Annotated in this window: 14 protein-coding genes and 1 other annotated feature; of the genes, 4 read left to right on the top strand and 10 right to left on the bottom strand. The window is 38.0% G+C overall.

Features of this window, described 5'->3' with window-relative positions; genetic code table 11:
• Positions 1-43 precede the first annotated feature (43 nt).
• On the bottom strand, positions 44-988 hold the full coding sequence (locus ABES03_RS03685) for a rhodanese-related sulfurtransferase (RefSeq protein WP_430115215.1): 945 nt from the start codon (positions 986-988) through the stop codon (positions 44-46).
• 214 nt (positions 989-1,202) lie between these two features.
• Here ABES03_RS03685 and ABES03_RS03680 point away from each other — a divergent pair, with 214 nt between their 5' ends.
• Both ABES03_RS03680 and ABES03_RS03675 read left to right on the top strand, forming a co-directional pair.
• Positions 1,203-2,366, top strand: a complete 1,164-nt coding sequence (locus ABES03_RS03680; protein WP_430115213.1) for a glycoside hydrolase family 18 protein — start codon at positions 1,203-1,205, stop codon at positions 2,364-2,366.
• 188 nt (positions 2,367-2,554) lie between these two features.
• Positions 2,555-2,944 carry a hypothetical protein gene (locus tag ABES03_RS03675; protein WP_430115211.1) on the top strand — a complete coding sequence of 130 codons (390 nt, stop codon included), beginning with the start codon at positions 2,555-2,557 and terminating at the stop codon, positions 2,942-2,944.
• 45 nt (positions 2,945-2,989) lie between these two features.
• Here ABES03_RS03675 and ABES03_RS03670 read toward each other — a convergent pair whose 3' ends face one another.
• The 3 genes from ABES03_RS03670 to ABES03_RS03660 form a co-directional block, all read right to left on the bottom strand.
• Complete coding sequence (locus ABES03_RS03670) at positions 2,990-3,775, bottom strand: alpha/beta fold hydrolase (RefSeq protein ID WP_430115209.1); 786 nt, start codon at positions 3,773-3,775, stop codon at positions 2,990-2,992.
• 105 nt (positions 3,776-3,880) lie between these two features.
• Positions 3,881-4,129 (bottom strand): hypothetical protein, encoded by a 249-nt coding sequence (locus ABES03_RS03665; RefSeq protein ID WP_430115208.1) that lies wholly within the window; start codon positions 4,127-4,129, stop codon positions 3,881-3,883.
• Between the two features lie 120 nt (positions 4,130-4,249).
• Positions 4,250-4,525, bottom strand: coding sequence for a DUF1292 domain-containing protein (locus ABES03_RS03660; RefSeq protein ID WP_430115205.1), 276 nt, complete (start codon positions 4,523-4,525; stop codon positions 4,250-4,252).
• Between the two features lie 154 nt (positions 4,526-4,679).
• Here ABES03_RS03660 and ABES03_RS03655 point away from each other — a divergent pair, with 154 nt between their 5' ends.
• Positions 4,680-4,976, top strand: coding sequence for a hypothetical protein (locus ABES03_RS03655; protein WP_430115203.1), 297 nt, complete (start codon positions 4,680-4,682; stop codon positions 4,974-4,976).
• A gap of 50 nt (positions 4,977-5,026) precedes the next feature.
• Here the strand turns inward: ABES03_RS03655 and ABES03_RS03650 are convergent, their stop codons facing one another.
• The 6 genes from ABES03_RS03650 to proB all read right to left on the bottom strand — a co-directional run bounded on the left by ABES03_RS03650 (position 5,027) and on the right by proB (position 12,241).
• A complete protein-coding gene (locus ABES03_RS03650) occupies positions 5,027-6,400 on the bottom strand; it encodes a nucleoside recognition domain-containing protein (RefSeq protein WP_430115200.1) in 1,374 nt (457 codons plus the stop codon).
• A gap of 3 nt (positions 6,401-6,403) precedes the next feature.
• Positions 6,404-7,096, bottom strand: a complete 693-nt coding sequence (locus tag ABES03_RS03645) for a FeoB small GTPase domain-containing protein (protein ID WP_430115197.1) — start codon at positions 7,094-7,096, stop codon at positions 6,404-6,406.
• Positions 7,086-7,322 (bottom strand): FeoA family protein, encoded by a 237-nt coding sequence (locus ABES03_RS03640; RefSeq protein WP_430115344.1) that lies wholly within the window; start codon positions 7,320-7,322, stop codon positions 7,086-7,088. Before ABES03_RS03640 ends, ABES03_RS03645 begins: the two co-directional genes overlap by 11 nt.
• A 150-nt stretch (positions 7,323-7,472) precedes the next feature.
• The gene (locus ABES03_RS03635) at positions 7,473-9,749 is read right to left on the bottom strand and encodes an ATP-dependent DNA helicase (protein WP_430115196.1); all 2,277 of its coding nucleotides are present in this window, start codon (positions 9,747-9,749) and stop codon (positions 7,473-7,475) included.
• A 129-nt stretch (positions 9,750-9,878) separates the two neighbouring features.
• Complete coding sequence (locus ABES03_RS03630; protein ID WP_430115195.1) at positions 9,879-11,120, bottom strand: glutamate-5-semialdehyde dehydrogenase; 1,242 nt, start codon at positions 11,118-11,120, stop codon at positions 9,879-9,881.
• Between the two features lie 8 nt (positions 11,121-11,128).
• A complete protein-coding gene (gene proB, locus ABES03_RS03625) occupies positions 11,129-12,241 on the bottom strand; it encodes a glutamate 5-kinase (RefSeq protein ID WP_430115193.1) in 1,113 nt (370 codons plus the stop codon).
• A 52-nt stretch (positions 12,242-12,293) separates the two neighbouring features.
• Positions 12,294-12,510: a binding site (T-box leader), on the bottom strand.
• A gap of 184 nt (positions 12,511-12,694) precedes the next feature.
• On the opposite strand from proB, the gene ABES03_RS03620 reads away from it, so the two are divergent.
• Positions 12,695-13,933, top strand: coding sequence for an MFS transporter (locus tag ABES03_RS03620; RefSeq protein WP_430115192.1), 1,239 nt, complete (start codon positions 12,695-12,697; stop codon positions 13,931-13,933).
• Positions 13,934-13,991: the final 58 nt, after the last annotated feature.

Raw genomic sequence — 13,991 nt, 5'->3', positions numbered from 1 at the left:
GCAGGTCAGCTTATAATCTGACCTGCTTCTAAATAAATATTTATTACTTAAGAGCTATTAATCTTTCGTTGACCTCTTCTTCACTTAATCCATGCTGAGCCACATAACGGTTCCTTGGGTGAACCCTGCAATCATGAGAACAGCTGCGTAAATGTTTGTGCTCGTTTTCTTCTGAACAAAGGATTTTTCGGTTACATTCTGGATTTGCACAGTTGACATAGCGTTCACATGGCTCTCCAGTGTAGTAGTCTTTTCCTACCACCACATGCTCTTTTTGATTTACAGGGACACTAATACGCTCATCAAACACATAGAGTTGGCCATCCCAAAGATCTCCCTTTACTTCTGGATCTTTTCCATAAGTAACAATACCGCCATCAAGCTGTGATACATCTTCGAATCCCTCTTGAAGCATCCAACCTGAAAATTTTTCACAACGAATGCCACCAGTACAATAAGTAAGAATCTTTTTACCCTCAAACTCTTTCTTATTATCTCTAATCCATTGCGGTAGATCACGGAAATTTAAAATATCCGGTCTAACAGCGCCTCGGAAGTGTCCTAAATCATATTCATAGTCATTTCTAGCATCAATAACCACAGTATCTTCACTCTGCATTTGTTCAAAAAATTCCTTCGGTTTCAAATGCTTTCCAGTCAAAACATTTGGATTAATATCATCCTCTAAACGTAAGGTAACCAGTTCCGATCTAAAACGGACCTTCATCTTTTTGAATGCATGTTCTGATGCTTCATCTATTTTAAAAATTGTTCCAGAAAACAGAGGGTGCTGGTCCATGTATTGGATATAGGCTTCTGTTTGTTCAATAGTACCGGAAACAGTTCCATTAATTCCTTCTGCAGCAATAATAATTCGGCCTTTTAAGCCTAAATCATTACAGAATTGACGATGTTCATTCACCGTTTCTTCAGGATCCTCTATCTGAACATACTTATAATATAATAACACTCTATATTCTTGAGTCATGTTTACCACCTTGCACTTTCCTATAATAAAACGTATAAAACATACGTATTTTTAACATTAACCTTATTACTATATCAAAAACTCGAACTACTTTTCAAATGTCTAAACCTCCGTCTTTGGTTTTTTTAGCTAAAAGGTGGATATTACCAACCTATCTTCCCTGCTTTTTCTGTTACAATTTTCATGGAAGAAAAACGGAGGAGGAACTCATCTAATGAAAAAACATTATAGCCTCCTTGCCCTGGTAATTTCTATTACCTTTATTGGTGGCATTTTTACTGGAGTATTTTTCTCTATTAACAATGAACATTCACAATCTAAAAATATACAAAAAGTAGCACAGTCTGAAATAAAGCCGCAGACAAAGGGCTTACCAGAAGTTAAAAAAGCCGCTTCGAAAGTCCTTATTGGTTATGTACAGGATTTTCGTGATCCCAATATAGTGGATTACAAAAAATTAACACATGTGATTTTTTCTTTTGCTCATCCGACAAAAGACGGAGGGATTTTGCTCAATGGTGATGCTGCTATAGGGAACCTTCGGGCAATGGTTGCTAAAGCTCATAAATATGATACAAAAGTGATGCTGGCTGTTGGCGGTTGGTTTCATATAAACGGCGGCGAATCGTATGAGTATTTCAAAACAGCGATTTCTAATCCTGTTAGCCGAACAAGGTTAGTTAACGAGCTTACTAGTATCGCAGAACGAGAAAAGCTAGATGGTATTGATATAGATTTTGAACACCCTCGTTCTAAAGCAGATGCAAAAAATCTAGCTGCTTTTACGAAGGAATTAAGTACCCAGTTGCATGCAAATAATAAGGAATTATCAATTGCTGTTTACTCCAAAATCCATGCACAAACTCTTACAGAAATTGGCTTTGTGGTGTATGAGCCATCGATGTTCGCCGATGTAGATCATGTCAATATTATGGCATATGACGGACAGTGGGATGGTGGGTATAATGGAGCAAACTTATCACCGTTCCCCTTTACAGAAAAAATTGTAACCTATTGGACTCATTTATTTGAAACATACCATTACCCAACAGAAAAGCTGGTATTAGGTGTACCGCTTTACGCACAACCTGCTGATCCAAAAATTAAACAGGTATCTTATGGGGCCATCATTAACGAAAACCCCGCTAATGCAAACAGTGATACAGTAAAGATGAACGGAACAACCTATTATTATAATGGCGATGCAACGATGAAAAAGAAAACGAAATTGGCACTTGACCACAGCTTAGGTGGAATGATGCTCTGGGAAGCGGGTCTCGATGCACAAGGCTCTCATAGTTTAACTTCATCTATTTACAATGTTTTGAAAGATTCCAATAAGGAACCAGTTAAATACTATACGGTTAAGAAAGATTAAGGATATGAAGCTGAACTCTCTTAAAAAGATGGTTCAGCTTTTTTATTGTTTACTTTTTAGCATCTACATTTACATGACATGAATTTGTCACAAAATATGGCATTTGTCGAATATTTTTCCAGGTTTTTTGAAGGAGATTGTCGAAAAAAGAAGAATAAAATAGGGAGTTGAAAAAAGGAGGAAGAAAGATGAAGAAATTATTAACATTATTATTTGGTGCATTAATCGCTTTATCCCTCTTTGTCACTACGGGGAATACAGCAAAAGCAGCTGAAAATGAGGATTGTGGATGTACACCAGTTGTAGGCGTGGAAAGGAATATTATTGTGGCTGACTTATTAAGCAGTCAAAATTTTAAATCAGCAAAAGAAACGCTTATAACCGCTGGGTATTCTTTCAAAGGGGTAAATCTCATCCAAGTAGCCAAAAACAATAATCAAGATCCAGAGAATCCTGTTACTATTGTTGTTGTTCCTTTTTATACTAGCGATGGAAAAGTTATTATTGCTGGTTTTGTAAATGGTAAATTTGCGGGAGCTCTTAATCCAGAAACAGAATTACCTGTATTACTTCCTTAACAAGGATAAAGGTTCCCATACAGTTGGGAACCTTTTTTTCTAATCCTACTTAAACATAAACTCTTGCATCTTTCTTATCAATTCTATAGGATTTTCGTACATGCTCATATGTCCCGAAGATTTTATCACTGAATGAGTAATATTAGGTTTTGTTACTGAAAATGTTTTCTCTGCAGGGATGATTTGATCTTGTTCCCCTGCTAATAATAGGACAGGTAACTCTGTCTTTTCTAATATTTGATTACGGTCAGGTCTGTCTTTCATTGCTTGCAATGCATGAATGGTACCCTCTTGTGTCGTACCGTAACCGATCTCTTTTGCCGTTTCTACGTATTTTTCATCTGTATGTTCAGGAGAAAAAAGCTTTGGTACTAACCCATCAATTAGAGGCCGGACTCCCTGCTGCTGCACTTTTTCAATATTTACCTGTCTTCCCTTTTTGGCCTCATCTGAATCTGGATATGCAGTGGAATGAACTAAAGAGAATCCATATAATTGGTCACTGTATTTCTCAGCAAAAGCAAGAGTAATATAACCTCCCAAGGAGTGCCCGAACATCGTTACCTTCTCTAAATCAAGTACATCTATAAGTTCTTTTATCCGATCAACCATCGCTTCAATCGTCGCACCATTTGAAAGTGGTTCGGATTCCCCGTGACCAGGCAAATTTGGTGCAATGACCCGGTAGTTTCTTGATAATTCCGGTATGACCTCTTCCCAATAACGAGAACTACCACAAAAACCATGAAGAAGAACAACTGGCATTCCTTCTCCTTTATCCACATATGAAATCGATGAACCATCAAGTTTTTGAAATTTCACTTCCATCATCCTCACTCCTATCCATTTCACTCTTCTAGTCATATATATACCCAATTTTACCATAAAGAAAGCATTGCTTTTTCAGAGCAATGCCATAGTTTCTTTATATACATATTATCCAATCTGTTCCTCAGTTTGGTCCGTATTCAATAAAGCTCGTTTACTCGGGATTTGAGTTAAATTAGACCTTTTCAATAAGTAATTCATATGTTCAACTGGCATAGATCCATGACCTTTACTGTCGCCAAGAATGAATTGGACAGTGATGCCATTATTACTTGTCACTGTCATTAATTCAGCAGAATTGAAAAAACTTTTGATACTTTGGGAAATTTGATACTTTGAACCCTCTTCAATAAACATGAAAGTCTCCTTTGTAAATATTCTCCATGTTAGTATGCCAAAAATCAATGTTTGCATACATAATTTTTCCAGCAGGTTCATAACAAAAAAAAGAGAGGTATACCTCTCTCTCAAAGTATGCTATTCATCTTCTTCCATCATATCATCAAAAGCCTCAGATACCTTATCAAATTCTTCATCGCTTTCAATCGCTGTAAAATCTCCATCCTCATCTACTTTTAAAAAGAAGATATCAATATCCTCTTCCGTTTCTTGTTTCACTTCGTCTGCAAATGCGACGGCTACATACTCTGAACCTTCAATTGTCATAACTCCAAGTACTTCTACTTCCTGTTCATCGTCATTCTCATCGCTAATTGTAAAAATCTCACCAATTTCAATTTTACTCATGTTCATTCACCCCTAATGAAAAATTTTCTACCTTCAAACAGTATCTCATAAAACCAATGAATTTAATCTAAATCAGTAATCATACTTTTCGAAAATCTCAGCAACATAGTTAAAAATCCGATATAATTGTGTTATTAAGTTTTTTGTAAGGAGAATTCAAATGAATCAAAAAGAGTTAGAAGAAAAGATCATTGAAAATTATCGCGGAGAAGAGAAAATGATGATCCTCGTTTTTGCCCAATGGTGCATTAATCACCACCTTAATCCTGAAGAAGTATACATAAGGGCTTACCCTGATCAAGCAGCCAACCCTGCGTTGAGGGAAGCGATTGAGTTAACCGTACCGAAGGAAGAAGCTGGTGAAGTACCTGATGAAACTCTTCTAGGTGTATTATCCTTGTTTGGAAACGAGGACCTTGCATTCGTAGTGACGGAAGAGATTAAAAAAAGAAAATAAGTTTTTCATGAAAAAGACACCTGAGAATTAATTCAGGTGTCTTCCTTACTTTATAGAATTCCAAGCATTCTTACCGTTTGGGTAATGATTAATGGAACCAAGATGGCGATAACTGTTGGGATAAGGAAAGCCATGAAGGTCCATTTTTTACTTTTTGTTTCTTTGTAAATATTTAGCAAGGTAGTTCCGCATGGATAGTGCAATAGTGAAAATAACATCATATTTAACGCTGTCAGCCACGTCCATCCATGGTCAAGGAAAATATTCTTTAAATCCGCTAAATTATCAACTTCAGTTAAGGAACCTGTTGATAAATACCCCATTAAAAGGATAGGCAAGACGATCTCATTAGCTGGTAACCCAAGAATAAATGCCATCATAATATACCCGTCAAGTCCGAGCATTTTTCCAAACGGGTCTAAAAATTCTACCGCATACATCAAAATACTTGTATCACCGATATAGATGTTTGCGAACACCCATGTGAGGATGGCTGCTGGTGCAGCAACCTTAACCGCACGTACTAAAACCGACCATGATTTAGTTAAAGAGGAGCGTATCACCGTATCAAAAATCTTTGGCTTCCGGTAAGGCGGGAGCTCTAGAGTATAATGTGTAGGGACTCCCTTTAAAGCAGTTTTTGACAATACCCAGGAGACAAAAAAAGTGACGATAATTCCAAATAATACAATTCCGACAATAACCCCTGTGGTAACTAACGATTTTAACCCACCTGTAAAATTAGCAGCCATAAACAGGGAAGCTAATACTATCAATGTTCCCCAACGGCCGTTACAGGGTACAAAGTTATTTGTCAGTATGGCAAGCATTCTCTCCCTTGGAGATTCAATGATTCGTGTCGATATAACAGCGGCTGCATTACAACCAAAGCCCATTGCCATTGTTAAGGATTGCTTCCCGTGTGCTCCAACCCTCTTAAACAAACGATCCATATTAAAGGCAACCCTTGGCAGATAACCATAGTTTTCAAGAAGAGCAAAGGTTGGAAAGAAAATTGCCATTGGCGGCAACATCACACTGATGACCCACGTCGTTCCCCGATACAACCCGAGAACTAATATACCGTGCAGCCAATCAGGTGCATGTATGAATTGAAAGAATGAAGTTAGATACCCCTCAAGGAAACCGAAAAACTCTGCTAACAATGATGAAGGGATATTCGCTCCAGCAATCGTTAAATAAAACAGTACACCTAACATGGTAATCATAATCGGGAATCCGAATACCGGTGAGGTAAAAATCGCATCCAATTTTTCCGTTCGCGAATCCTGTTTTGATTTCGTGTAAGAAATGCCTTCATGACATAATTTATGACTTCGGTCGTATAGATGTTGGACAATCTCATCTCTAAGCTCTGATGTTGACAAACTACGTGCTTCTGCATAAAGCTCTTGAAGACTCATTTTCTATACCTCCTCAGCTACCACTAACCGCTTACTTATTTCATTGAGTAAAGCCTCATCACCATCTAGTAATCTTAAAGAAACCCAGCGAGCAGATAGATGATTCCCGACGATTCCCCGAACTTTCGGCTCAATTTGTTTGATCTTTTCTTCTATTTCATCAGGATACGTGATTTGTATCGGATTACATTCTATTGCTCCTGTCACAATACGGTCTATAGTATCTAGAAGCATAGGAAACCCCTTTTTATTCCTTGCAGAAATTTTAATAACTGGTACACCTAATCGATTTGTCAGCAACCTTTCATTTATATGAATCCCACGCTCTTCTGCAACATCGATTAGATTTATACAAATCACTACGTTTTTTGTCATCTCTAGCACTTGTAATGCCAAATTGAAGTTTCTTTCTAATGAGGTGGCATCAAGAACTACAAGCGTAAGATCTGGTTTCTCAAATACTATATAATTGCGTGCAACTTCTTCATCCGTTGAGTTAGAAAAAAGTGAATATGTCCCTGGAAGGTCAATCAGATGAAAGGTTTTGTCTTTATATTGAACACTTCCTTGAGCATGTGTAACTGTTTTTCCTGCCCAATTCCCAGTATGCTGGCGGAGGCCTGTTAGAGCATTAAATAAGGTACTTTTACCCGTATTCGGATTACCTGCTAAGGCAATGCGATATTCATCCCGCATCAGTAATCAGCTCCCCCTCTATTTTAGAACTTTCCTCTTTTCTTAAAGCAATCGTTGTTTGACTCACACGAAAAGCAATAGGGTCTCCTAATGGACTCTTACGAACAACTTCTACTAACGCTCCATTTACAAAGCCTAAATCTAACAGTCTTCGTCTCATCACACCTTCTAAATTTAAGGATGTTATTTTTATTAAATTTCCCTTTTCCCCTTGAACCAATTTCATTGTTTTAGGTTTATCCATCTCTCTTTCCCCACTTTCAAAGTTTTTACCTCGTGCAACTTTTGTTTAATTATATGTGATGATTCCCCTATTTGTCACCTTTTTTTAAAAAATAAGCTGCCTATTTTTAGGCAGCTTATCAACTATGGCTAATTATAAAATAGTAAACTCATTCCACTCCTCGGGCAGAAGGCTCTGATAGTGGTTGTGTAAAAATCGATCATCTATCAGGACGATGGTTCCTTGGTCGTGTTCAGAGCGAATTAATCTGCCTCCAGCTTGTAACACTTTATTCATTCCTGGATAGATATAGGCATAATCATATCCCCTCTTGTTCTTTTTATTAAAGTGATCCTTAATGAGATTTTTCTCAAAACCTATTTTAGGTAATCCGACTCCTACGATGACCACACCGTTTAATCGATCTCCGATTAAATCTATTCCCTCCGAAAAAATACCTCCGAGGACAGCAAATCCTAGGACTCCCTTTTCTGATTGAGGCTTAAAGGTTTCTAGAAAGTGTTCCCGTTCTGCTTCAGACATTCCTGAAGCCTGAATGATCGTTTGTGTTACTTGGTCCTCTACCTTAAACCCTTCATAGACAGTTAGTAAGTAATCATAGGAAGGAAAGAAGAATAGATAGTTACCCGGTCGTTGTTTTACTAATGCAAGTAACACACGTATGATTTTCACTTTTGTCTGTTTACGGTCACGATATCTGGTGGACAATGGTTTAATAAAAATATCCACCTGTTCCTTTGAAAAAGGAGAAGGAATGGAGAGTACATAATCTCCCTCATTTCCTCCAAGGATTTCTTGATAATAAGGTAACGGTGATAAGGTGGCTGAGAAATATACTTTTGTCCGATATCCTTTCCCCATTTGTGCAAGGAGTTTAGAAGGGTCCATACAAAAGAGTTTGACCAGCAAATCATTTTTATTTTTTTCAGTATAAATAACATAATGCTCATCTACAAAATCAACCATTTTTATGAATTGATTCACCTTAAAGTAGGCTTCCAATAAATTGGGCGAGGCATTTTCTATAAGCATTTTTTCTGCCTTTTTTACAAAATCAATAAGATGACTTAAGAATGATTCATTTAAAACCTCTAACACCATTTCATTCTCTCTTTCCATATCCTTTTTCATTGAAATAAAGATGCTATTGATCTGGCTGGCAGACTCGTAAATTTCTTTATCAATCCCTTTATGCTCTTTTTTCAATTGTAAAAACATATCTTTATTTAGTGATGCAGAGAACATATCCCTCCCCCGGTCAACGAGATTATGTGCTTCATCTACCAGTAAAACAGTCGTTTTCTTTTGCTCTTCAACCAAGCGTTTTAAGGATACTCGTGGATCAAAAATATAATTATAATCACAAATAATCGCATCAGCCGCATAGGAAAGGTCAAGCGAAAATTCAAATGGACAAATTGTATGTTTCCGTGCATAGTCACCGATCACTTCACGGGTCAGTCTGTTTTCCTTGGATAAAATATCAAGAATAGCTTCGTTGATGCGGTCATAGTACCCGTCAGCGAACTCACAGTATTCCTTTTGGCATTTGGTCTCGTCCTTAAAACAAACCTTGTCTTTAGCGGTAATCGTGACAGTTTTCATACATAGTCCGCGTGATGTCATCCTTGCAAAAGCTTCCTCTGCCGTTGATCGTGTAATTGTTTTTGCTGTAAGATAAAAAATACGGGTTAGATGCCCTTCCCCTATAGCCTTGACTGCTGGAAAGAGGGTTGATATCGTTTTGCCAATTCCGGTTGGGGCTTTAACAAAAAGATTCTTCTCATCTAATATGGATTTATACACAGCTCCCGCTAATTTCCTTTGTCCTGCGCGATACGTTTCAAAAGGGAAAGGGAGGTCTTTTATACTCTCATTTCGCTTCATTCGATGAACGTGTATCAATCTTGCATAGGGTGCGTACTTTTCAATCACATGAAAGACAAATGCCTCAAGCTCTGAAAAAGTACAAATTGTTTTTAATTGCTTTTTTTCTAGTGTTTCCACATGTACATAGGTAAGCTGAACCGTGATTTCCTGTAATTCATGATCTAGCATATACATATAGGCATACATTTTTGCCTGTGCCCAGTGAACAAGAACCCCTTCCAGATCTAGTTCCTCAAGTGGTCTCGAAAAAGATTTAATTTCATCTACCGTCACGACATGATCCTGAAACAAAAGCCCATCACAACGGCCATCAATAAGAAAGGTTAGCTCTTCAAAGGGAATTTCTGAACGAAGATACACTTCTTTCTGATCACCATCTTTATACGTTTGCTGGATTGTTTGATGAATTCTTGTTCCATCTAAAAGAGACGATTGAGAGCGGAAACGGTTATCTATGCTGCCAGCCAGATAAACATATTCTACAAGCTTCCGAACGGATAGTTGAATCGTATTTGTCACATGATCACCAACTATTATAAATATAAGAATGTATGTTTGTATTTTAAGTATAGCAGAAATGAATTCATAACAAAAACAAGTAAGGACTAATTGCCCTTACTTGTTTGATATTTTTCGAGTATTTTAGAATTATAACCTAATTTGTCCTGTACCACGGACAATTGTTTTTGTCGTTGTAATTGCCTTTAGGCCCATTGGTCCGCGAGCATGAAGCTTTTGCGTACTAATTCCGATTTCTGCCCCATAGCCAAATTGCTCCCCATCTGTAAAACGGGTAGAAGCATTGTGGTATAACACCGCCGCATCCACCGATTGATAAAACAGATGAACATTTGCTTCATTATCACTAATGATCGCTTCCGAATGCTTCGTACCATAACGATCAATATGTTCAATCGCTTCCTTTACATTGCTAACCACTTTAACTGCTAATATAGGTGCTAAGTATTCTGTGTGCCAGTCTTCCTCTGAGGCTTGCTGTACAAATGGATAATCAGCTGCTATTGTTGCATCCCCTCGAAGTTCAACTTCCCGGTCATAAAGGGCTCTTAAGAGTTCCGACTTATAAGGCCATTTTTCATGAATTAACAATGTTTCAGCCGCATTACATACGGAAGGCCGATGTAATTTGGCATTGATAGCAATTTCTGTTGCCATTTTTTCTTCAGCTGATTCGTCAATATACACATGGCAATTACCTACGCCCGTTTCTAAAACTGGAACAGTAGCATGATTAATAACGGTTTGAATGAGTCCTGCTCCACCACGAGGAATGAGGACATCTAAGTATTGGTTCAACTTAAACATTTCAGAAGCTGTCTCACGGCTCGTATCCTCCAATAGCTGGACCGCATCCTTCGGAATCGCCGTTCCTTCTAGCGCCTCTTGCATAGTATGGACAAGGGCTTTATTGGAATGAAAAGCGGTAGAGCTCCCTCTTAGAAGAACCGCATTTCCAGCTTTTAAACAAAGACTTCCTGCATCTACCGTTACATTCGGTCGAGCTTCGTATACCATCCCAATAACCCCGAGTGGAACCCTAATCGTTTCAATGCGAAGTCCATTTGGTCGTTCCCAAGCCTCAATCGTTTCACCGATTGGGTCCTCTAAATGTATTAATTGACGAACTCCATCCACAATCTGTTCGATTCTCTCGTTTGTTAATGAGAGTCGATCAATTAAAGAGTCTGATAGTCCATTTTTTTTCCCAGCCTCAATGTCCTTCGCATTTTCACTGATAATCCATTCCTTTTTAGATTGAATATGCTTAGCCATTTTTTCTAACGCTTCGTTTTTTTCGATCGATGAAAGCATTCCTAATGTTTTTGAAGCAATTTTTAAAAGACGGGATTTCTCTAGTAATTCACTCATTCTCCTACTCACTCCTTTGGCATAATGACCCAATTATCACGATGTATCACTTCTACTTTTTGATTGATCGAATATCCTTTCGATTGTTCACCAGGTAAGCCTTTCACTTTTAATAAGTTTTTAGAAGAATAATAAATTTGCCCCTTACCTATGACATACCCTTTTTGATTTCTAACGATGACAACGTCTAAGGCATTAAACTCGCCGATGACATTGGTAACCCCTACAGGCAATAAGCTTTTTCCATGAAACACAATGGCTTTTTCTGCTCCTTCATCAATCTCAATAACACCGCCGACTTGCGAGTGATAAGCAATCCATTGCTTTTTCATTTGCATCTGTGTTTGGAAGGGTCCTCCAATATATGTCCCGTCGCCTTTCCCAGATAAAATATCGACCAGTTTTTCCTTTCCAGTGCCGGTGCCGACAAAAACACTGACACCAAGGGATAATGCTTTTTTTGCAGCAAGTAGCTTTGACTTCATCCCTCCTGTACCTACAGAAGACCCACTTTCACCGGCAACTGAGATGAGTTGATCTGATATTTCTGGTATAAAATGATATTTTTTTGCCTCTTTATTCACTTTCGGATTCCCATCGTAGAGTCCATTGATATCCGTTAGAATAATTAACGCATTGGCATGTAGAAAACCACTAACCAGTGCTGACAATAAATCATTGTCTCCGAAGGTTAATTCCTCAATTGACACGGAATCATTCTCATTGATAATTGGTAAAACCCCTCGTTGAAGAAGCTCAGTCATCGTTGAAAATAAGTTTTGAAACCGGACCTGACTGTAAAAATCTTCTCGTGTTAATAATATTTGAGCTGGAATGATACCAAACTCTTTAAAAAGTTGAATGTATTGCTGCATTAATAGACCTTGCCCGACAGCTGCAGCTGCCTGTTTACCAGCTGTACTTTTAGGTCGTGTTGGATATCCAAGCGATCCAAAGCCTGCAGCAACAGCTCCGGAAGAAATGAGAATAACCTCATGCCCCTGTTCTTTTAAATAGGACAGTGCTTTCACGTGATCACGTATTTTATCTTCTGAAATATGCCCCGAGGCACTTGTTAGTGAGCTGCTTCCAATCTTCACTACCACCAGCTGTTTCTTCATCTGTCTTCGGACCTTTCCATTATAAAATAAAAAAACGACTCTCCTGTCCTTAAAAAAGGACGGAATAGTCGTTTCCGCGGTACCACCTTTATTGATGCAGGAAGCTTGCGCCTACATCCACTTGAACCTGTAACGTGGGAGGACGGCTTATGTTTGCATAAGCAGCATTTGAGGGCAGGTTCAATTATTTTTCCGTGAGAAACCTTTCAGCCAGTGGGTTTCATTCTCTAACACGTTCCAAAGATTTACTAATCCCTTACCATTTTTCGATTTTTCAATTTATTTGATTATCCATAGAAATTAGTAAATTGTCAAGTTGGATTTTTTTAAATTAATAAAGTAATAGTGCTTCGGATGCTTATCTTATAATAGTTCACATAGAAATTTAGGTACCCGAATAAAATGATAAATAAATTAAATTGAATCGGATTTTGGGAAATAGGAGGTTGTTCAATGGAAAAAAGTAGCAATAAACGTTTGTGGGGTTATGCCACTATTGGTATGTTAACAACCGTCGTTGTTTTGGCATTTGCAAGACTCTCTTATGGGGTAATCCTTCCTTTTATGCGAGAGGGCCTTTATCTAACTTATAAGGAAGCAGGTTACCTCGGTACCACTACCTCCCTAGGGTATTTAATCACCATTATCTTTGCTGGGATCCTTGCTTCAAGATGGGGTAGTAAACGGACGATTTTACTTGGTATTTCTCTTGTTACGCTAGGCCTAGCTGGTCTCACTATTACTCCTTCATTTCTAGTCACCTTTCTATTTATGCTTTTATTAGGGATTGGGACCTCCTTTACCTATACCCCTTTTATCTCCTTACTTGTTGCCTGGTTCCCGCAAAAAAAGGGATTTGTCATCGGTTTAACAACGAGCGGGGCAGGTATTGGAATCCTCTTTGCAGGAATCATCGTTCCCTACCTTGGCAGCTTGAATACCGAGATTGGTTGGAGAATTGCTTGGGGAGTATTCGCCGCTATTGGGGTGGTTGTTGTAATTCTCACTCTATTTTTTATCAAAAACCCACCAGTTGAATTCTCTACTGAACAACGTTTCAAAAAGAAATCACCCAGAGATATTTATAAAAATCCACATGTTATAAATGTTGGATTAATCTATGGAATTGTTGGAATTACCTACATTGTCCAAATGATTTTTATCATGAGCTTTATGATTGAATCAGGTATTAATATGAAGTTTGCAGGGCAACTAATGGCATTGAATGGGATTTTGTCTATTTTTAGCGGACCAATATGGGGATTTATTTCTGATAAAATCGGAAGGAGAACGTCACTCATTTTAACAATGGGCCTGACCTTATTTTCAATGGCGCTGCCTATTTTCTTTACCACGCTCCTAGGCTTTACCATCCATATCATTATTTTAAGCTGCACGTCTACCGGATTATTTACGTTAACACAGGCTTCAAGTATGGACCATGTTCGGCCTACTGACATGCCATTAGCTTTTAGTTATGTTACCTTTTATTTTGCAGTTGGGCAATTTATTGGTCCTACAATAGCAGGCTGGTTGATCGAGGATTTTGGCGGCTTCAAAAGTGCTTTTTTATTTTCGTCACTGTGTTTAGTGGTTGGATTATTGCTGACGTTTAAAGTAAGGAATTCTGAACAACTTGTTCGATTGAACTCGAAGATTCATGGTGAATTATCTGAACGAGTGACACAGTAGAATAGCATTCGCTCATAAATCAGTAAAATTCGCTCATAAATGATACTACGTCAAGAAA

The organism is Neobacillus rhizosphaerae (assembly GCF_050477885.1).
In the GTDB taxonomy this organism is placed as follows: domain Bacteria; phylum Bacillota; class Bacilli; order Bacillales; family Cytobacillaceae; genus Neobacillus; species Neobacillus rhizosphaerae_A.
The sequence above is the reverse complement of the archived record's forward strand: the minus strand, read 5'-3'. Positions and strand labels throughout refer to the sequence as shown.